At 73.3% G+C, this 15,801-nt stretch carries 27 protein-coding genes; 15 read left to right on the top strand and 12 right to left on the bottom strand.

Translation table 11 applies throughout. The features are described 5' to 3' along the window. The first annotated feature begins 136 nt into the window (after nt 1-136). Nucleotides 137-712 carry a DUF5133 domain-containing protein gene (locus ACV7NM_RS03450; RefSeq protein ID WP_463408830.1) on the top strand — a complete coding sequence of 192 codons (576 nt, stop codon included), beginning with the start codon at nt 137-139 and terminating at the stop codon, nt 710-712. 103 nt (nt 713-815) lie between these two features. Beyond that, entirely contained in the window at nt 816-1,130 is a 315-nt protein-coding gene (locus ACV7NM_RS03455; protein WP_329200849.1) for a hypothetical protein, read from the top strand. 412 nt (nt 1,131-1,542) lie between these two features. Here ACV7NM_RS03455 and ACV7NM_RS03460 read toward each other — a convergent pair whose 3' ends face one another. Next, the gene (locus tag ACV7NM_RS03460) at nt 1,543-1,836 is read right to left on the bottom strand and encodes a hypothetical protein (protein ID WP_463408831.1); all 294 of its coding nucleotides are present in this window, start codon (nt 1,834-1,836) and stop codon (nt 1,543-1,545) included. 170 nt (nt 1,837-2,006) lie between these two features. Between ACV7NM_RS03460 and ACV7NM_RS03465 the strand changes: the two genes are divergently transcribed. Both ACV7NM_RS03465 and ACV7NM_RS03470 read left to right on the top strand, forming a co-directional pair. Beyond that, nucleotides 2,007-2,222 carry a hypothetical protein gene (locus ACV7NM_RS03465; protein WP_463408832.1) on the top strand — a complete coding sequence of 72 codons (216 nt, stop codon included), beginning with the start codon at nt 2,007-2,009 and terminating at the stop codon, nt 2,220-2,222. Nucleotides 2,223-2,325: 103 nt separating this feature from the next. Further along, a complete protein-coding gene (locus ACV7NM_RS03470) occupies nt 2,326-3,018 on the top strand; it encodes a UdgX family uracil-DNA binding protein (protein ID WP_463408833.1) in 693 nt (230 codons plus the stop codon). A 47-nt stretch (nt 3,019-3,065) separates the two neighbouring features. Here the strand turns inward: ACV7NM_RS03470 and ACV7NM_RS03475 are convergent, their stop codons facing one another. The 4 genes from ACV7NM_RS03475 to ACV7NM_RS03490 all read right to left on the bottom strand — a co-directional run bounded on the left by ACV7NM_RS03475 (nt 3,066) and on the right by ACV7NM_RS03490 (nt 5,450). Further along, nucleotides 3,066-3,470, bottom strand: coding sequence for an STAS domain-containing protein (locus tag ACV7NM_RS03475; RefSeq protein ID WP_463408834.1), 405 nt, complete (start codon nt 3,468-3,470; stop codon nt 3,066-3,068). Nucleotides 3,471-3,555: 85 nt separating this feature from the next. After that, a complete protein-coding gene (locus ACV7NM_RS03480) occupies nt 3,556-3,864 on the bottom strand; it encodes a hypothetical protein (RefSeq protein ID WP_463408835.1) in 309 nt (102 codons plus the stop codon). A 142-nt stretch (nt 3,865-4,006) separates the two neighbouring features. Then, nucleotides 4,007-4,927 (bottom strand): Rieske (2Fe-2S) protein, encoded by a 921-nt coding sequence (locus ACV7NM_RS03485; protein ID WP_463408836.1) that lies wholly within the window; start codon nt 4,925-4,927, stop codon nt 4,007-4,009. A 28-nt stretch (nt 4,928-4,955) separates the two neighbouring features. Then, complete coding sequence (locus ACV7NM_RS03490; protein ID WP_463408837.1) at nt 4,956-5,450, bottom strand: DUF5709 domain-containing protein; 495 nt, start codon at nt 5,448-5,450, stop codon at nt 4,956-4,958. Nucleotides 5,451-5,664: 214 nt separating this feature from the next. Here ACV7NM_RS03490 and ACV7NM_RS03495 point away from each other — a divergent pair, with 214 nt between their 5' ends. After that, entirely contained in the window at nt 5,665-5,898 is a 234-nt protein-coding gene (locus ACV7NM_RS03495) for a hypothetical protein (protein WP_463408838.1), read from the top strand. Between the two features lie 45 nt (nt 5,899-5,943). On the opposite strand, the gene ACV7NM_RS03500 is transcribed toward ACV7NM_RS03495, so the two are convergent. The 3 genes from ACV7NM_RS03500 to ACV7NM_RS03510 form a co-directional block, all read right to left on the bottom strand. After that, complete coding sequence (locus ACV7NM_RS03500; protein WP_463408839.1) at nt 5,944-6,318, bottom strand: hypothetical protein; 375 nt, start codon at nt 6,316-6,318, stop codon at nt 5,944-5,946. Between the two features lie 126 nt (nt 6,319-6,444). Continuing rightward, the gene (locus ACV7NM_RS03505) at nt 6,445-6,819 is read right to left on the bottom strand and encodes a hypothetical protein (RefSeq protein ID WP_463408840.1); all 375 of its coding nucleotides are present in this window, start codon (nt 6,817-6,819) and stop codon (nt 6,445-6,447) included. A 106-nt stretch (nt 6,820-6,925) separates the two neighbouring features. Further along, entirely contained in the window at nt 6,926-7,240 is a 315-nt protein-coding gene (locus ACV7NM_RS03510; RefSeq protein ID WP_463408841.1) for a plasmid stabilization protein, read from the bottom strand. A 252-nt stretch (nt 7,241-7,492) separates the two neighbouring features. Here ACV7NM_RS03510 and ACV7NM_RS03515 point away from each other — a divergent pair, with 252 nt between their 5' ends. Beyond that, nucleotides 7,493-7,768 carry an isoamylase early set domain-containing protein gene (locus ACV7NM_RS03515; RefSeq protein ID WP_361306948.1) on the top strand — a complete coding sequence of 92 codons (276 nt, stop codon included), beginning with the start codon at nt 7,493-7,495 and terminating at the stop codon, nt 7,766-7,768. On the opposite strand, the gene ACV7NM_RS03520 is transcribed toward ACV7NM_RS03515, so the two are convergent. Next, on the bottom strand, nt 7,659-8,477 hold the full coding sequence (locus tag ACV7NM_RS03520) for a hypothetical protein (RefSeq protein WP_463408842.1): 819 nt from the start codon (nt 8,475-8,477) through the stop codon (nt 7,659-7,661). The genes ACV7NM_RS03515 and ACV7NM_RS03520 overlap by 110 nt on opposite strands. Further along, on the bottom strand, nt 8,390-8,635 hold the full coding sequence (locus ACV7NM_RS03525; protein ID WP_463408843.1) for a hypothetical protein: 246 nt from the start codon (nt 8,633-8,635) through the stop codon (nt 8,390-8,392). Before ACV7NM_RS03525 ends, ACV7NM_RS03520 begins: the two co-directional genes overlap by 88 nt. Nucleotides 8,636-8,732: 97 nt before the next feature. Between ACV7NM_RS03525 and ACV7NM_RS03530 the strand changes: the two genes are divergently transcribed. The 6 genes from ACV7NM_RS03530 to ACV7NM_RS03555 all read left to right on the top strand — a co-directional run bounded on the left by ACV7NM_RS03530 (nt 8,733) and on the right by ACV7NM_RS03555 (nt 11,989). Next, on the top strand, nt 8,733-9,119 hold the full coding sequence (locus ACV7NM_RS03530) for a VOC family protein (RefSeq protein WP_463408844.1): 387 nt from the start codon (nt 8,733-8,735) through the stop codon (nt 9,117-9,119). Nucleotides 9,120-9,291: 172 nt separating this feature from the next. Continuing rightward, entirely contained in the window at nt 9,292-9,795 is a 504-nt protein-coding gene (locus tag ACV7NM_RS03535; RefSeq protein WP_463413815.1) for a hypothetical protein, read from the top strand. 201 nt (nt 9,796-9,996) lie between these two features. Then, the gene (locus tag ACV7NM_RS03540; protein ID WP_463408845.1) at nt 9,997-10,215 is read left to right on the top strand and encodes a hypothetical protein; all 219 of its coding nucleotides are present in this window, start codon (nt 9,997-9,999) and stop codon (nt 10,213-10,215) included. Between the two features lie 74 nt (nt 10,216-10,289). Next, a complete protein-coding gene (locus ACV7NM_RS03545; protein WP_463408846.1) occupies nt 10,290-10,451 on the top strand; it encodes a hypothetical protein in 162 nt (53 codons plus the stop codon). Between the two features lie 721 nt (nt 10,452-11,172). Continuing rightward, nucleotides 11,173-11,706: a type 1 glutamine amidotransferase domain-containing protein gene (locus ACV7NM_RS03550; protein ID WP_463408847.1), complete on the top strand. Its 534-nt coding sequence runs from the start codon at nt 11,173-11,175 to the stop codon at nt 11,704-11,706. A gap of 16 nt (nt 11,707-11,722) precedes the next feature. Then, nucleotides 11,723-11,989, top strand: a complete 267-nt coding sequence (locus ACV7NM_RS03555; protein ID WP_463408848.1) for a GlsB/YeaQ/YmgE family stress response membrane protein — start codon at nt 11,723-11,725, stop codon at nt 11,987-11,989. Nucleotides 11,990-12,130: 141 nt separating this feature from the next. Here ACV7NM_RS03555 and ACV7NM_RS03560 read toward each other — a convergent pair whose 3' ends face one another. Continuing rightward, on the bottom strand, nt 12,131-13,369 hold the full coding sequence (locus ACV7NM_RS03560) for an FUSC family protein (RefSeq protein ID WP_463408849.1): 1,239 nt from the start codon (nt 13,367-13,369) through the stop codon (nt 12,131-12,133). A gap of 165 nt (nt 13,370-13,534) precedes the next feature. Here ACV7NM_RS03560 and ACV7NM_RS03565 point away from each other — a divergent pair, with 165 nt between their 5' ends. The 3 genes from ACV7NM_RS03565 to ACV7NM_RS03575 all read left to right on the top strand — a co-directional run bounded on the left by ACV7NM_RS03565 (nt 13,535) and on the right by ACV7NM_RS03575 (nt 15,417). Beyond that, nucleotides 13,535-14,095 carry a hemerythrin domain-containing protein gene (locus ACV7NM_RS03565; protein ID WP_463408850.1) on the top strand — a complete coding sequence of 187 codons (561 nt, stop codon included), beginning with the start codon at nt 13,535-13,537 and terminating at the stop codon, nt 14,093-14,095. A 236-nt stretch (nt 14,096-14,331) separates the two neighbouring features. Further along, nucleotides 14,332-14,736, top strand: coding sequence for an ATP-binding protein (locus tag ACV7NM_RS03570; RefSeq protein WP_463408851.1), 405 nt, complete (start codon nt 14,332-14,334; stop codon nt 14,734-14,736). A gap of 117 nt (nt 14,737-14,853) precedes the next feature. After that, nucleotides 14,854-15,417, top strand: a complete 564-nt coding sequence (locus ACV7NM_RS03575) for a DUF5133 domain-containing protein (protein ID WP_463408852.1) — start codon at nt 14,854-14,856, stop codon at nt 15,415-15,417. 132 nt (nt 15,418-15,549) lie between these two features. Here the strand turns inward: ACV7NM_RS03575 and ACV7NM_RS03580 are convergent, their stop codons facing one another. Continuing rightward, entirely contained in the window at nt 15,550-15,753 is a 204-nt protein-coding gene (locus ACV7NM_RS03580; protein ID WP_463408853.1) for a CsbD family protein, read from the bottom strand. Between the last annotated feature and the right edge of the window lie 48 nt (nt 15,754-15,801).

The following is a 15,801-nucleotide window of genomic DNA, read 5'->3' on the forward strand; positions in this document are numbered from 1 at the left end:
TGCCATTCGCTCATCCCCGGCCGGTACCACCGGGCGGCCGGCGGCGATTCTCACCCCTTCGGCCACTCCCGCCGCCGCGCGCGTGCGTCACGGTACGGACCGCCCGGACGGGCACACCGATCGAAGGAGTCGGCGGATGAACGACACACCAGCAGGTCACCGGCCCCCGGCGACCCTCGCTCCTGTCGCCGGGGCGGGGCCGGTGGCGGCGTCGTCGGCCGCTGCCGTCGGCGCCGCCACCGGGGTCCTGATGGCGTTCGTGCCGTGCGGCCACGACACCGCGCGCCGCATCCTGCTCGACACGGCCCGCAGGAGCGGTGCGGGGTTGAGCGCGGCCGCGCGCGCCGCGATGGCACTGCGGGGCGAGGGGGGCCACGGGCCCTCCCCTTCACCGCACGTGGAAGAGGTGCTCCGCTCGCTGATCGACGACACCCTCACGGCGCCGGCTCCCTTGTCCGGTCCCGCCTCCCCCGGGCTGCTCCCGGACCTCACGGTCCTGCGCGGGCACCTACAGCACTTCCGTACGCTGCGGCGAGGCACCTTCGCGGCCCCGGACGACGCGGTGCTGCGCAGCCGGCTGGAAGACGCCTCGTACACCCTCTGTGTCCTGATGGGCCGGCGCAGCACCCATCTGGCGCTCCAGGCGGCCGAGGAACTCCTCACCGCCGACCGCCTCGACCACCCCTACCGGTCACGGGCCCCGTACCGGTGAGGGCGGGTCCGCGAAGGCGCGTACGGGCCGGGTGGTCCTTCCCCCGCACCAGTTCCCGGCACGCCGGCGGGTTGGCACGCCCGTTTCCCCCTACTCTCGCCGGATGACCGAGAACGAGATCAAGCTGAAGGCCATCGCGGTGCTCACCGGGGTGCGCGGCGACGTCGGCACGGATTACGTCTCCGCCCTGCTCAGCGAGGTGACACCGGCGGAGTTCCTGGTTCCCGCCGAGGCGGACCCGGCGGAGATCGGACTCGCGGTGCTGGACCAGCTGTCCGGGCCGTGGAGCGCTCTGGTCACCGGTTTCGTGCTGGCCTTCGAAGCGGTCGCGGACGCCTACGACGAGGCGGACCCCGAGATGTCCGCGCAGGAGATCCTGCAGGCGCTCGCCCTCGAACTCGCCGCCGGGGACGACTGAGCCCGGGCCGCCCCACCGCCCGGCCGGGCGTGCGTCTTGATCGACCGTCGTGTCAGAGGGCGCGCCGCGGGTAACCGCCTGACGAGGATTCACCGTCAGCGCCGGTCGTCCGTCACCGGCCCGAGTCGAGAAGGGCACCATGGCCACCCCTCCGAACGATCCCGTACCTCCCAACCCGACGCCCGCGCCCGGTCCCGGCCCCGGACCGCAGCCGGGTCCCCTGCCGGGCCCCGTCCCGGTACCCGGCGGCCCCGACCCGGTACCCCCGGCTCCGCCGCAACCGCAGCCCGACCCTCAGCCCGAGCCCGCGCCGGGACCCGATCCGCTCCCCGCGCCCGGCCCGCTGCCCGGCCCGGTCCCGGCCCCCGATCCCGTGACCTGAGGCCGCCGCCCGGGCGGAGGCGGCCCCGTCTCATACCGCGTGCCCGGCCCATTCGGCCGGGACGCCGGCGCCGCCTCCGCCGCGGAGCGCCTCCACCACCGCTTGGTGGAGGTCCCGGCTCTCCTGTTCCGAATCGCACTCGACGGGGCTGCCGGCCAGCGTGAACCAGTCGGACGAGCCGCTGTACTGGACGGCCACCTGGGCCGCCGCGCCCGTCCACGTGGTGTGCAGCGTCAGGTTGCCCGAGATGACGCCCGCTTCCCTCGTACGGACGCCGCCGGCCCCCGGATAGATCCCCGTCGTCGTCCACGACGCCCAAGCCATGGGGCACTCCTCCCGTGCCGATGTCGTCGGCGAAGCCGACCTGCCCGCCAAACCTCCCCCGCCTCGTTTTCCTTCTCCTGGTCTACCCCCATTGGTCCCTTTCCGCACGGCGCGCTCTCATGGACACAGGCCGTTCCCTCTGCCGCGTCGAGCATGAAAGAGGTACGCCGATGTACGAGATGCGCGCCGAGCCCAGCGCCGAGCTGGGCCGGCTCCTGTGGCACGTGATAGCGAAGGACACCACCCTCAGCACGCTGTGCGGGTCCCTCCTCAGCCCCGACCGGGCCCCGCTCCCTGTCGCCGGACCCACCGCCGACCACTACTGCGCCGCCTGCATGCACGCCGTCCGCGCACAGGGCGACGCCGGGACGGACCACCTGTCCTGAAGGGGTTTGGCCGCGGGGCCGGTGGGCAGACGCCGCGTGCCGCCCGGTGTGACGAACTCGGGGCGGTCCGACGTCGAGTGGGGCGCGGCAGGAGGTGGGTCCCATGGTCGACGGCACGAGTGCCAACCCCGGCACCCTGCCCTCGGTGGGGCGGCAGTACGACGCCGACCCCTACGTACCGCGCCACGGCGGCCTCGGTGCCATGCGCCGGGCCGCCGCCGGCTGTCAGGGCTGTCCCCTGTTCGAGCCCGCCACCCAGACGGTGTTCGGCGCCGGAGCGGCGCACGCCCGCCTGCTACTGGTCGGTGAGCAACCCGGGGACCAGGAGGACCGCCAAGGCGAACCTTTCGTCGGCCCCGCGGGCCGGCTGCTGCACCGGGCGTTGGAGGAGGCGGGCCTCGGCGACGAGGACACGTACGTGACCAACGCGGTCAAGCACTTCAAGTTCACGACCTCCGCCGGTGGAAAGCGCCGCATCCACAAGGCGCCCACCCTGCGGGAGGTGTCCGCCTGCCGGCCGTGGCTGGCGGCGGAACTGCGCCTGGTGGCGCCCGAAGTGGTGGTCGTGCTCGGCGCCACCGCGGGACGCGCCCTCCTCGGGAGCTCCTTCAAGGTCGGGGAGCAGCGCGGGGTCCTGCGTCCGATGCCCGCCCTGGGGAACGACCCGGCGGACTCGTGGCAGGGGCAGCTGTTGGCGACCGTACATCCCTCCGCGGTACTGCGTTCCGACGATCGGGAGGCGGCGTTTCGCGGGCTGGTCGGCGACCTGTCGGTGGCCGCTTCCGCGCTGGGCTGACCGGGCAGGCCGGCTCGCTCACCGGTCGTCTTCCTCGGCCTCGGCGTTCATCCGTGGCCCTCGGCGTTGCCCGAGGCGCCTCGGCGCTCCCCGCGGGCGAGGTTCCCGGTGGGCGAGGCCGACCGGGAGCGGGCCTCGGCGAGGGTCGGGGCGATCTCCAGCTCCGACCGGGCGTCGAAGAGGCGCAGGAGCTGTGCGAACTGCTCCGGCACGGGGCCGGCCAGGACGAGATGGTCCTCGCGGTCACCGGCGAGCAGGGTGTTCAGCAACGAGGAGTCGGCGAAGGTGACCCGGGCGATGTCCACCACCCGCCGCACGCCCTCCCGGGCCGCGTCGGCGAGTACCTCCGCCAGCGGCCCGACGCTGTCGATGTCGAACTCGCCCGACAGCACGACCACCCGGACGCCCTCCTCGTCGAGGAGGACCCGCACTCTCGGGTGGTCGTACGTCATGGCCTTGCCTGTTCTACGGGGTGCATCCACCGGGCGCGTTCACGGGCCCGTCGTACGGGTCCCGCGCCCCGTGTGGGCCGGGGTGTCAGCCGCCGCGGCGTCCGCCGGACTGGTCCTGGGGGTCGACGCCCGTGTACGCGGAGGCGTCCTTGGTCCCGCTGGGGCGCTTCGAAGCGCCCTTCTCGCCCATGTCGTGGTGGCCCTTGTCGCCGGAGCGCGCTCCCTTGCTCTTGTCCTCCCCGCGCCGGCCGCCGGTCTTGACCGGGGTGCCCTCGTCGGCCTTGGTCGGCGAGGCCTTGGTCTCCGAGCGCCGGTCCGGGCCCTCGCCGGCGTACTCGTCGGTGTGGAAGGAGCGGTGCGCGCTCGGGTTGTCCTGTTGCCGGGTTGCGTCCACGTCGGGAGCCCATCCGTGCTGGTCGGTCCCTTCGTGCCGGCTGGGACCCTCACCGTGTGACGGGTGTCCTGACTTCCTGTTCTTGGACATGTACTACACCTCCTGGGCCCTTGCGGGTTCTTGCGCGGGCCGAGCACCCGTTTCAGCGGGGGGACGACCGCGGGGTGTGGAAACGGCGCAGCCGCGCCTCGACGTGGCCGTCGACCTCGCGCGTCTCGAACGACGGCTGAGGGGCGGTGGCCGGTCCTTTGACGTTCCAGCCGTCGGAGAGCCGGAAGACACTGCCGTGCCAGGGGCAGCGTACGCAGCCGTCGGTGATCTCGCCTTCGGAGAGCGGGCCGCCCATGTGCGAGCAGAGGTCCGCGAGGACGTGCACGGCCCCGCCCGAGGCGCGCACGACGAGTACGTCCACTGCGTCCACCCGGGCCCTGACGGGCTTGTCCACGGTGAAGTCCGCGACCGGGCCGACGCGGTGCCAGCCCTCCGCCACCAGATGGGTCACCTGTTCGGCGTGGTTGGCTCCCGCGGCCTGGCGGTAGGCGAGGTGGCCGCCGAGCGCGCCGCCCGCGGAGACGGCCGCGAGCCCCGCCATGGACAGCGCCCGGCCCTTCCAGGTCCGGCCGCGGGAGCGGGCCAGGAAGGAGCCGGCGTAGAGGCAGAGTCCGGCGCTGTTGGTGAGGGCGTGGACGAGTCCCACGCGGGCCTGCTCGGGCGGCAGCTCGGCCCAGTCCGTCCACCCGGCGAGGGCCGCGGGCACCGCCGTGACCACTCCCACCCCGATCAGGGCGCGGGCCGCCCGGCGCCGGCCGGGCAGCAGGTCCAGGAAGGCGGCGGAGAACCAGGCGCCGAGCGGCACCTGGACGAGCGGCGGGTGCGCCGGGTGGCCCAGCGGGCGGCCGTGCAGGACGTCCCGGGCCGCTCCCAGCGGGAGGGCGCGCACCGCGCGGCGTACGGCCTCGATGAGACCGTCGGCCACCGTGGTCTGCTCCAGCCGCTCCATGGCGGTCAGGACGGGTCCGGGGCCGTTGCCGGCGGTGCCGAGTGCGGTGCTTCGTAGGTCCATGGCGGGCGCCTACCCCGAGCGGGGCGTGCTATGGCGTCCTGTCGCGGAACGGTTGCGGCTCGTCCCTCCGGGGCGCGTGCTCGCGGGGTTCCGTGGCCTTGTTGCGGCCCACCACGTGCATCGCCGCCTCCTCCGCCGACTCCGCTCCGCCGTCCTCGCCGACGTCGTGGGCCAGTACGTCGATGGAACGGCGGGGGTCGTCCTCCACCGGGGCGAGCCGGCCGACGGTGTCGTCGCGCAGCGGCTCGGGGTGCGGACCGCTGTCCGGGCCGCTCTGGCCGACATCGGGCGTCTCCTGCGCGAGACGCTGGTCCAAGGTCTCGCCCTCCCGCTGCTCGGCCGCCGTCGTGCCGTGGCGGGAGACGGCTCGGGGCCGATCGGGGGTCTGGTAGCCCTCGTCCAGGCTCTGGTCGGCATCAGGCTCGTCCAACGCGTTCTCCATGTCGGGCTGGTACTCGGCGCGCTGGTCGCCGTTCTGCGGCTGGTACACCTCGTCGCCCTGAGTGCTGCTGTCGTCGGCCATGATCGTCGCCTTTCCCGGGTCTCCCGTAACGGCCCTCCGCGGACGCCTACCCCGTCCTGACCGGCCCACACGGCCGCCGGCGCCCCTCCGGCATGTCCGGGGGCGGGGCGGGTAGCCGCCCACGGGCGACGGGCGCGGACCCCCAGGGTGGACGCGACCGCCGTGTCAGCAGCCGGACCGCACGGAGGGCCGGACCGCACGGAGGGAGAGAACCATGGACGACCAGGGCGGCGCGGGCGGCGCGCCCCTGCACCACGACGAGGGCGAGGCGAGGCGCCGCAAGCCCCACGTGGAGCAGCCGGCGAAAGAGGGACCCGAGAAGGGCGGCGAGCCGCACGGCCGGCGTTCCGAGCACGACGACCACGACGACCACAAGCGCGGCCGCGGCCACGTACGCGGCAGCGAGCCCGACGCGGAGCCGAGGAGTCCGGTCAAGGGTCCCGAGTAGATCGGACGGAACGCGGCGCCGGGCGAGCGGGTCTCAGCGTGGGTATCAGCGTTCGGAGAAGCTGAAATCGCCCATCGTCCAGGCGCTGACGTCCTTGATCGCGATCCGGTACATCCCGCCGGTCTCCGGGATGCCGACGGTGCCCTGGAGGATCCGGGCCACGTGGAAGTGGAGGTAGGCGGGCGGGGCCACCCGCGGGGAGGGGGACATGGTTCCCGCGTCCAGGAAGATGTTCGCGAAGGCGCCGAGCTGGTCCGAGTCCTTGAGGACCTCGGCCACGCGCTGGCGCCAGACGCTCTCCGGGGCGAGGCGGCCCGTGATCACGGCGCCGTGCGCCACGACGGTCAGGGCCATCTGATTCGTCGGCTCGGACTCCACGGCGGCGGCGATGGCGACGAGCAGGTCGTCAGGCTTCGACATGGGTACGGAGTCTACAAGGTCCCGCCCCGGGGACCCACCCCGGCTGCGCCGGAACGGGCCGGGGCCGCGCAGGGGTTGGCGGGGGCGCGGCTCACGGGTCACCGGTCACGGAGCACGGAGCACGGGTCACGAGGAGCTGAGCAGCAACTCGATCTCGCGCTCCTGGTCTCCCGCGACGGTGCCCTTCGCCTCGACGGTGAAGGATTCCGACAGCGCGAAGAGGACCCGATCCACGGCGCGCGGGCCGCCCTGCACACCGACACGGACCGTGCCGTCGAGGGTGACGGTGCCGATCCGCACGGCCGGTCGGCCGGCGTCGACGGTCGTGCTCCAGACGGTGGGGTGCCCCGCGTGGGCCCCGGCCGGCGCCTGCTTCTCCTCCACGACGTCGCCCGGGAAGGCCCCTTCGAGGAACCCGATGAGGGTACGGGCGTCATCGGGCGAGCAGTCGGTGGCCGTCACCAGCACCGCGTCGTCCGCGTGCCTTGATTCGCTGTTCATCAGGTCGCCTTTCCTTCGGGTCCTGCGGAACCCCTTCGGGGGCCGGTCACGCGCGGCGCGGCGGACCGGCCGGAGCCGGTCCGCCGCGGCGGCGGCGTTCCACGGCTCAGCGCCCGAGGGCCTTCTTGAGCTGCTCCTTGTTCATCGTGGAGCGGCCCTCGACGCCCCGCTTCTTCGCCTCCTCGTACAGCACCTCGCGGGTGGGCCCCGAGGAACCGCTCCCGGAGCTGCGGCCGCCACCGCTGCCCGAACCCGACGAACCACGGCTGGTGGACTTGGTCTCGCCGGACCGCGCCCGCTCCTTGTTCACCGTGCGACCGGCCATCTCCTTGGCCCCGTCCTCCGACATGCCGCGCTCCTGACCGGACTCCTTGATGTGGTCGTACTGGCGCTCGCGCTTACCGCTGGATCCTCGGGGCATCGCAGTTCTCCTCACGCATAGGGGTGGACACGGCCATGCTGCGGGCCGGCGCCGACTCCCGCACCCCGGATCGGCCACCGGAGGGACGCCCGCGCCATCGGCGCGCCCCGTCCGGTCCGGCGTCGAAACCGGGCGCTTCCAACGGCTTTGGCGTACGGGTGAAACCTTCCGCCGTTCCACGCGCCCCCGGCCCCCGCCGGGGCACCCCGCCGGCACAGTGGCCGCACCCACCTCCGGCCAAAGGAGTTTCACGTGCTCGAACGCAAGCGGCGCAAGAACGGGACCGAGGTCACCTTCGTCCTTCCGGCCGACACTCCGCCCGGGCCGGTCAGCGTGGTGGGCGACTTCAACGACTGGCAGCCGGGCACCCACGTACTGGAGCCCCGCGAGGACGGGCTGCGCGCCGTGACCGTCGCACTCAGCGGGAAGAAGACGCACACGTTCCGATACCTGGCAGCCGGGGACTACTGGTTCGACGAGGAGCACGCCGACGGTCACGACGGCACCAACAGTCACCTGCGCACCTGAGGACGCGGCACCCGTCCGTCCCGTCCGGGAGGTCCGGGGGTGCCGGGCCGAGCGGCTCAGGAGAGCGGCTCCAGCACCGCCGCCTCCACCTCGCCGTGGGTGGCCGGGTGCCCGAAGACGACGTCGAGGAGCGGCAGACCGCGGGGGTGTTGCCCAGGTAGCCGCTCACTTCGCGCACCGCCCGTGCCGGCGCCTTCGTACGCCGGGCCCGGGACTCCCCCGCGACCTCGACCGACACGGCGAGGGCGACGGCGGCCGGGACCGTGGCGTGCCAGGTCCGGAAGTCCTTCGCGGTGATGTCGGTACCGGACCTGCTGCGCAGGTAGTCGTTGACGTCACCGGCCCGCACGTCGTGCCAGAGGCCGGCCTGCCGGTACACGAAGAGCTGTGACTGCCCGTCGCGCCGGTACGCGGCTCCGCCGACGCGGAAGAAACCGAGGTCGAGCAGGCGCGCCGAGCAGCCCAGGACCCGGTCCCGGCCGAGGCGCCGCGAGGTCCTGGGCGATGCCCTGGCGCAGGCGCGGCAGGCGCGTCGCGACGTCCGGGGCGATGCCCTGGCGCAGGCGCGGCAGGCGCGTCGCGACGTCCGGGGCGTGTTCGTGTTTGGCCGCCTCCTGCCGTTCACGGAACGCCGGGTAGTAACTGCCGACGGCCCGCTTCGTCGGTGCCCATGGCCTGGATGTGACCGGCGGGCCAGGGGCAGATCCACACGTCGGTCCAGGCGGGCGGGATGACGAGGGAGCGCGGCCGCTCGCGCTCCGACGGGTCGGTGATCGACGTCCCGGTCGGATCGAGGTAGCGAAAACCCCGGCCGTGGCGTACCCGGGTGTAGCCGGGCCGGTCGGGGTGGCTCGTGCGCAGCCGCATGTCCTCCTCCGGCAGGTGCCGGGCGTCTGCCCGACCGCGCCGCACGTACTCACGGGTAGGCACGCCTTCGCCCCGGCCGGGGCATAGATTCGTCCGCATGGTGCACGTACTGGGCAGCAGGGTCCTGCTGCGCCCCACCGATCCGGACCGTTCGCGTGCGTTCTACGGCGGGGCGCTGGGCCTCGCCGTGTACCGGGAGTTCGGTACGGGACCCGAGCGCGGGACGGTGTACTTCCTCGGCGGCGGGTTCTTGGAGGTCTCGGGCCGCGCCGAGAGCCCGCCGGCCCCCGGCATGCGGTTGTGGCTCCAGGTCGCCGATGTCCAGGCGGCGTACGAGGAGCTGCTGGGGCGGGGTGTCGCGGTGTCGCGGCCGCCGCTGCGCGAGCCGTGGGGGCTGATCGAGATGTGGATCGAGGACCCCGACGGCGTGCGGATCGCCGTCGTGGAGGTCCCGGCGGACCATCCGCTGCGAGTGCGCGTCTGAGGCCGGTGCCGGCGGCCCGTGGCCGGGGGCACCGTGGTCCGGCCGTGGCGTAGGCCACGATCCGGGCGGGACCATTCCAATGGGGCGAATGCGGCCGTTATCGTGAGGATTCACCCTCTCCTCTCCACCCGGATGGTCACCAGTGCCCGCAGACTCCTCTCTGTCCCCGCTGATGGCGGCGACGACGCACTGGCTGACCCGCGCCTACCCGGCCGGCAGCGGCGCGCTCCAGCGTGGCCTGGCGGAGGCGCAGGCCCGGCAAGCGGTGACGGTCGCCGCGTGGCTGCGGTACCCGACGGACCTCGACGCGGAGCTGGTGGCGCTGACGGGGCCGGGCGGCTCGGCCCGCTTGGACTGGATCAGCGGGGCGGACGCCCCCTGCGACGAGGAGGAGCGGGAGCACGGGTGGCGCAGCTGGGTCGACGAGGTCGTGGCCAGTTGGGCGGCCTGCCTGCTGACCACGCCGTCGCTGGCCGCGGCGGCGGTGGCCGCGCTGGCGGGGACCGATCACGCCGACGCCGTTCCGGTGGCCTTCCGCCGTCTGACGCAACCGGCGGCGAGCGACCGGGACGCGGCGGCGCTGCTGCGCCACCCGGACCTGCTCGCGCCGATAGCGGAACTGCATCGCCCGGGACTGCTGGACTGCCTCGGCGCGGACACCGCCCTGGCCGGCTGAGCGGGGCGGCGCGTCCCTGACCATCCGTTTCCGGGCGACCGGGACGGGTAGGGGCCGGCTGCGGGGTGCGGTCTTGGCCGACCCGGCCGCGACGGAGGCCGCACCCCGCCCGGGCCGCCGGGACCCGGCGCCCCGGGGCCCGTGCAACCCGTACGCGCGACAGCGGGCGCCGCGGACGGCGCCAGGACCGAGGATGGGGGCATGTCCGCCCGACTGGTCATCTATCCTCCCGACGAGAACGGCTGGCGCCGGGTGCGTTACGACGGCGTCGCCATCGGCGTGGCCCACAAGCCGTCCGACATCCTCGTCTTCCTCAGCGCGGCCGGGATGGAGGATCCGGAGGAACTGGACCTCACCGATCCCGCGCTCGTCGACTGGCGCGGCCCCGGGCCGGAGTTCTGGGCGGAGTCACCCCCCTGAGCACGGGCTCCCGCCGCGGGGTCCGCCGACTCCCGGCGGGCACGACCGCAGACGTAGGAAAGGAATCGCGCGCCGTGGGACAGCTGCCCGAGGACGTACCGCCCCAGCCGACCCGGGAGAAGGCGGCCCAGCTCGCCCTCTCGCTCCAGGACGGCCGCCGGGTGGCGCTGACGGCGGCCGCCGTGCTCGTCGCGGCCGCCGCCTTCCTGGTACACCACCACCGCTGCCGCCCGTAGGCCACTGCCGGGGCGCCACGCGCGGGGCCGCCCCGGCCCGCTCGGGGGCGCGCGGTGACACCGCTCCTTTCGCCGCCCCCGGCTCCCGAGCCCTGGGTCGACGGTGACGCCTGCCCGGAAGCCGCCCTACGGCTCGGGGTGGTCGCGCCGGGGATGACGACGAGTTCCGGCTCGCCGGCCGAGGAGACAGCGGGCCCGAGACCTGTCCGGTCCCCCGGCGCACCGGTCTTGGCGCGGGGAGGGACCGCCCTTCGCGGCGCGGAGGGCGCCGGCTCCGGTCCGGTGGGCGCATGGGGGGCGGGCGGAAGGGGCGCCGTAGGCGCCCTCGCGCCCGGTTCCGGGTGGCGCGACGGGGCACGCGTGTCAGGGACACGCTCGTCCGACGAAAAGGACCTCCATGCTCGCCGTCGCGCTGCTCACTCCCCCCGCCCTGCTGGCCGCGGTACTGGCCCTCGGACGGTACGAAGAACGCCTCCTGGGGGCACCGTCCGCTTCGCCCCCGTCGCCGCGACCGCACCCCGCCGGCCGTCGCTACCCCCTCCCCCTCCCCCGCGGGCCCACCGGCCGCCCGGCGCACACGCCCGGCACGCGGCCGCCGGCAGGCTCACCCGCTTCCCCGCCCGGAACCAGTTGGTTTGAGATGACCGCCGCCCGGCAAAGGGCGATAGACGACAGACGAAATAGGAACCTCGTCCCGATTTCACACAGGAAGGACCGTCCCATGCGTGTGGCGTTTTTGACGGCTACGGAGGGCGTCGAGCAGGTCGAGCTCACAGAGCCGTGGCAAGCGGTGATCGACGCCGGCGGGCACCCCCAGCTCGTCTCGACCGAGTCGGGTCACGTCCAGGCGTTCAACCACCTCGACAAGGCGGACACCTTCCCCATCGACCTCGTCGTCTCCCAGGCTTCGGCGGCCGACTTCGACGGACTGGTCCTTCCGGGTGGTGTGGCCAACCCGGACGCGCTGCGGACGGACGCCGCAGCGGTGGCCTTCGTACGGAGCTTCTTCGACGCCGGCAAGCCGGTCGCGGCGATCTGCCACGCGCCGTGGACCATGGTCGAGGCGGACCGCGTCCGGGGCCGCACGCTGACGTCGTGGCCGAGCCTGCGCACGGACATCGAGAACGCGGGCGGGTCCTGGGTCGACGAAGCCGTGAAGGTGTGTACGGCCGGCCCCAACACGCTCGTCACGAGCCGCAAACCGGATGACCTGCCGGTGTTCTGCAAGACCTTCCTGGCCGAGTTCAACCGCTGAAGGGACACGCTCGCCCATGGGCATCATCGCCTGGATTCTGATCGGCCTCCTGGCCGGGCTCATCGCCAAGGCCATCACCCCCGGGAGAGACCCCGGGGGCTGCCTGGTCACCATGTTGATCGGCATCGTCGGCGGTCTCCTCGGCGGTTGGCTCGGCAAGGTCATCTTCGGGGTGGACTCGATCAACGGCTTCTTCCACCTCTCGACGTGGATCGCGGCCGTCGTCGGTTCCGTCATCGTGCTGCTGGTCTACCGGCTGGTCGCCGGACGCAGGAACGCCTGACGGCGTCCCCGCTCGAAGCCGGCCCCCGCTCCGTCGCGGGGGCCGGCTTTCGTCCGTGCGAAACCGTGCGGGGCCATGGCCGTGCCAGACCCGCCGGCGCCACCGCCCGCCGGTGGCGCCGGCACGCCGGGAGGGCTCCGCTCACCACCAGCGCAGCCGACGGCCACGGCTCTCCTCCGCCGCGGGGCGACCGCGCAACTGGCCGGCCAGGCGGTGCAGCCGCGGGAAGCGCTCGCGCCGCATCCGCGAGTGCCGGTCGAGTTCCTCGATGAGCCGCTCGGAACGTTTCTCCACGCCGAGTTCATCCAAGACCCGGTCCGCTTCGGCGAGCAGCGCGCCCGAGAGCTGCCACTGGGCGGGGTGGGTGCGGACCCGCTCCAGAAGCAGGTCCGCGAGGTGGTCCCGGCTCAGGCGGGCCGTCTTGAGCTCCTGCGTCAGCCGGCTCTCGGCCTCCTCGGCATTGGCGCTGACCTGAGCGGTGATCAGCTGGGCGAAACTCTCGACGGCCACGGCCGTGTGCGCGTACAGCTCGCGCAACGCTTGCGCGATGGGCGTCGGGAACAGGGGTTCCGCGGGTCGCTCGTGGGCCAGGTCGGTCAGTGTCCGGCAGGAGACGCGCAGCACCACCGCGCAGATCTCCAGGGTGTCCAGCCCGGTGCGCAACACCAGACGGAACAGGAGGCCTTCGCGGACGCGCGGGTTCAGTCGCAGGCTGTCCTCGGCCTGTCGGAGCGCGGCGTCGACCTGGGCGATGTCGTTGTCGAGCCGGCGCGCCTCGTGCAGCCGGGCGGCCGCCTTCTCCACCGTCGTGTGCTCGTCGAGTTCGTCGGTGATGTGCACCATCAGGGCCCGCATCCGCCGGGCGAGGTCGGTGATCGCCTCACTGGCCGGCCCGACCCACACGGGCGGTACGAACAAGAAGTTGAACAGCAGACCGACGGCCGCGCCGATCAGGGTCTCCAACACCCGGTCCCAGGCGGTGTCGGCCACCCGGGTGACGCCGAGGACCAGCATGGCGCTGATCGCGACCTCCGGCACGAACTCGCCGGCCTTCACCAGGGGGCCGATGGTGAGCGAGACCAGGATGATCAGACCGAGGCTCCACCAGGTCAACCCCACCAGCGCGCTGAACCCGATCGCGAGCAGCACCCCGGCCACCACGGAGTTGACCCGACGGATGCCGGTGGTGAGGGTCGAGTAGAGGGTGACCTGTACGACGAGCAGCGCGGTGAGCGGGGCGGTCAGCGGGGCGGGTTCACCGCTGAGCCGCAGGGCGACGACGTACGCGATCACGGCGGCCGCGGTGGAGCGGACGGTCTGGACGACGGCGGGCTCCCGGTGTCGGCGCACCAGCTGACGCAGTGGAGCAGAGAATGACATGACCCGCCCCTTCCCCCTCACATGAAGATCAACGCCGCACCGAGCGAGCGGTACACACCGGATATGTCACGACACGCTACGTGAGGAGCAATCCGCCGGGCGCTCACCTCGCGGCGCTTCACTGGGTGGCCGGACCGGACCGGCCGAACGAGCAAGGAGAGACGCATGGGACACGGCGGCGACGTCATCGCGGAACTGACAACGGACCACGAGGAGGTGGAGGAGCTCTTCACCAACATCCAGGAACTGCCGCCGGGCGACGCGCGCAGGAAGCACTACGCGGACCAGGCCATCATGGAGCTGGTCCGGCACTCGGTGGCCGAGGAGTCGTACCTCTACCCTGCCGTCCGCGAGCACCTCCCCGAGGGCGACAGCATCGCGGACAAGGAGCTGGAGGACCACGCGATGGCCGAGCGCACCATGAAGGACCTGGAGGGCTGCGCCGCGGACGACCCTCGTTTCGACGCCCTGATGACCAAGCTCATGGCGGAGATCCGGGCGCACGTGGCCGACGAGGAGAACAACCTGTTCCCCCAGCTGCGCGCGGCCTGTACGCCGGACATGCTGAACAAGCTCGGCGACAAGGTCCGCCAGGCGAAGAAGATGGCGCCGACCCGTCCGCACCCCTCCGCGCCCGACAAGCCGCCGGCGAACAAGCTGCTCGCTCCCGGCATGGGTCTGGTCGACCGGCTGCGCGACGCGATGAGCGGACGCGGCAAGGACTGACACTCCCGCGAGCGGCGGCTCCGCGGGCCGCGATGTCCGGCCTCACGGCCGCCGCTCGCGCTCGGCCGCGGGCAGCGGCCGTGCTGTCCGCCGCCGCGACGGGCAAGGACTCCGGTGACCGCCGCGCATCGCCGAAGGAAGTTTCGGGAAACCCCCGCACGCGCGGCACATGGCCGGTACGGCCACGGGCAGGCGGAGAAGACGAACCTCAAGGCGCCCTCAGGGAGAACGCGCCCATGGACACCTCTCTCGCCCGGCACAGTGTCACGCTCCGCCCGGAGCCGGGGGCCAACGCCGCCGCCCGTGAGACCGCCACCCGTTTCCTGGCCGACGCCCGGGATCACGGCCGTCCCGTACCGGACCCGGCACCGGACACGCTGCTGCTCCTGGTCACCGAGCTCGTCACCAACGCGCTGCGTCACACCCAGGGTCCCTGCACCCTGCGTCTGACGCTCCACCCCGGGGCCATCGACATCGACGTCACGGACACCAGCCCGCACCCGCCCACGCCCCGCCCACCCGACCACAGGGGGAACGGAGGTTGGGGCTGGAACCTCGTACACCACCTCACCGAGTACGTGGACATCCGGCCCACCCCGGACGGGGGCAAGACGATCCACGCCCGGATCTCCCTGGAGTGAGCTCCCGGCCGGCCGGAACCCGCCGCTGACCGTGATTTGACCGCATACCGGGATACGGGATGCCCGATACCGGGCAGTCTGGCGTGTAACGGCATGACAAGCGGAGGCGACGAGCGGATGACCGAGACACCCACACCCCGCCGCCGCCGAACGTCCGCGGCGGCCGGCGATCCCTTGCTCGACGCCGCGTCGGCGGCACGCGCGCGCATGGCGCGGGCGACGGGAATCCTCATGGCCCTGGTCCCGTGCAGCGCCGAAACGGCCCGGCGGCTGCTGACGGCGGTCGCGCAGGAAGCGGGCACCACGGTGGAGGAGAGCTGCGGGGCGGCCGTCGCGCTGCTCTCCGGCCAGGACGAACCCACTTCGGTACAGCAGGCGCTGCGCACGGCGATGCGTCGTGCCCGGTCCGGGCCGGAGCAGGGGCCGGGGGCGCGACTGCTGCCCGGCGCGGAGGTGTTGCGCGAGCACATCGCGCGCTTCCGGGCGTTGCGCCGGGAGGTGCTGGCCGCCCCGGAGGACCTCACCCTCCAGAGTCGGCTCGACGACGCCACGTACACGTTGTGCGTGATGATGGGCCGCCGGACGCCCCATGACGCCCTCAAGGCCGCCGAGTCGCTGGTGGGCGCGCGGCCACGGCCCGGCGAGGGCTCGGGGGGCCGCAGCGGCCCACGCGAGAGCTGAGGCCCCCTGGTGTGACGCACCCGGCCGGCGCGACGTCAGGACGACTGACGAGTGGTACGACGACGGCTCCGCCCGCTACACACCGGGCGGAGCCTTTCGACTTTCAGGTCCTGCTGTCGGGTCCGACGGGTGTCAGAGCGAACCCTTCGTGCCCTTCGTGCCCTTCGTGCTCTTCGCGCCCTTGGCCTTGGCCTTGGTGTCTTCCAGCGCGTCCTTCGCCTTGCCCTTGGCCTGGTCCATCTTGCCTTCGGCGGCCATCCGGTCGTTGCCGGTGGCCTTGCCCGCGGTCTCCTTGATCTTGCCCTTGGCCTTGTCCATACCGCTCTTGCCGGCCATGAGGACCTCCTCCTCGGCTCGAATCGAATCGACTGGGTCGCCCGCCCG

The sequence above is a fragment of the Streptomyces sp. Tek67B01 genome, from assembly GCF_055231995.1.

What these genes read in the sequence shown, in the direction of transcription:
- ACV7NM_RS03490 (WP_463408837.1), bottom strand. Translation starts at nt 5,450, where the DNA reads ATGGCCGACGACAGCAGCACTCAGGGCGACGAGGTGTACCAGCCGCAG.
- ACV7NM_RS03580 (WP_463408853.1), bottom strand. Translation starts at nt 15,753, where the DNA reads ATGGCCGGCAAGAGCGGTATGGACAAGGCCAAGGGCAAGATCAAGGAG.
- ACV7NM_RS03495 (WP_463408838.1), top strand. Translation starts at nt 5,665, where the DNA reads ATGGACGACCAGGGCGGCGCGGGCGGCGCGCCCCTGCACCACGACGAG.
- ACV7NM_RS03460 (WP_463408831.1), bottom strand. Translation starts at nt 1,836, where the DNA reads ATGGCTTGGGCGTCGTGGACGACGACGGGGATCTATCCGGGGGCCGGC.
- ACV7NM_RS03550 (WP_463408847.1), top strand. Translation starts at nt 11,173, where the DNA reads ATGCGTGTGGCGTTTTTGACGGCTACGGAGGGCGTCGAGCAGGTCGAG.
- ACV7NM_RS03505 (WP_463408840.1), bottom strand. Translation starts at nt 6,819, where the DNA reads ATGAACAGCGAATCAAGGCACGCGGACGACGCGGTGCTGGTGACGGCC.
- ACV7NM_RS03540 (WP_463408845.1), top strand. Translation starts at nt 9,997, where the DNA reads ATGTCCGCCCGACTGGTCATCTATCCTCCCGACGAGAACGGCTGGCGC.
- ACV7NM_RS03525 (WP_463408843.1), bottom strand. Translation starts at nt 8,635, where the DNA reads ATGCGGCTGCGCACGAGCCACCCCGACCGGCCCGGCTACACCCGGGTA.
- ACV7NM_RS03565 (WP_463408850.1), top strand. Translation starts at nt 13,535, where the DNA reads ATGGGACACGGCGGCGACGTCATCGCGGAACTGACAACGGACCACGAG.
- ACV7NM_RS03510 (WP_463408841.1), bottom strand. Translation starts at nt 7,240, where the DNA reads ATGCCCCGAGGATCCAGCGGTAAGCGCGAGCGCCAGTACGACCACATC.
- ACV7NM_RS03575 (WP_463408852.1), top strand. Translation starts at nt 14,854, where the DNA reads ATGACCGAGACACCCACACCCCGCCGCCGCCGAACGTCCGCGGCGGCC.
- ACV7NM_RS03470 (WP_463408833.1), top strand. Translation starts at nt 2,326, where the DNA reads ATGGTCGACGGCACGAGTGCCAACCCCGGCACCCTGCCCTCGGTGGGG.
- ACV7NM_RS03500 (WP_463408839.1), bottom strand. Translation starts at nt 6,318, where the DNA reads ATGTCGAAGCCTGACGACCTGCTCGTCGCCATCGCCGCCGCCGTGGAG.
- ACV7NM_RS03465 (WP_463408832.1), top strand. Translation starts at nt 2,007, where the DNA reads ATGTACGAGATGCGCGCCGAGCCCAGCGCCGAGCTGGGCCGGCTCCTG.
- ACV7NM_RS03455 (WP_329200849.1), top strand. Translation starts at nt 816, where the DNA reads ATGACCGAGAACGAGATCAAGCTGAAGGCCATCGCGGTGCTCACCGGG.
- ACV7NM_RS03570 (WP_463408851.1), top strand. Translation starts at nt 14,332, where the DNA reads ATGGACACCTCTCTCGCCCGGCACAGTGTCACGCTCCGCCCGGAGCCG.
- ACV7NM_RS03535 (WP_463413815.1), top strand. Translation starts at nt 9,292, where the DNA reads ATGGCGGCGACGACGCACTGGCTGACCCGCGCCTACCCGGCCGGCAGC.
- ACV7NM_RS03475 (WP_463408834.1), bottom strand. Translation starts at nt 3,470, where the DNA reads ATGACGTACGACCACCCGAGAGTGCGGGTCCTCCTCGACGAGGAGGGC.
- ACV7NM_RS03485 (WP_463408836.1), bottom strand. Translation starts at nt 4,927, where the DNA reads ATGGACCTACGAAGCACCGCACTCGGCACCGCCGGCAACGGCCCCGGA.
- ACV7NM_RS03530 (WP_463408844.1), top strand. Translation starts at nt 8,733, where the DNA reads ATGGTGCACGTACTGGGCAGCAGGGTCCTGCTGCGCCCCACCGATCCG.
- ACV7NM_RS03450 (WP_463408830.1), top strand. Translation starts at nt 137, where the DNA reads ATGAACGACACACCAGCAGGTCACCGGCCCCCGGCGACCCTCGCTCCT.
- ACV7NM_RS03555 (WP_463408848.1), top strand. Translation starts at nt 11,723, where the DNA reads ATGGGCATCATCGCCTGGATTCTGATCGGCCTCCTGGCCGGGCTCATC.
- ACV7NM_RS03560 (WP_463408849.1), bottom strand. Translation starts at nt 13,369, where the DNA reads ATGTCATTCTCTGCTCCACTGCGTCAGCTGGTGCGCCGACACCGGGAG.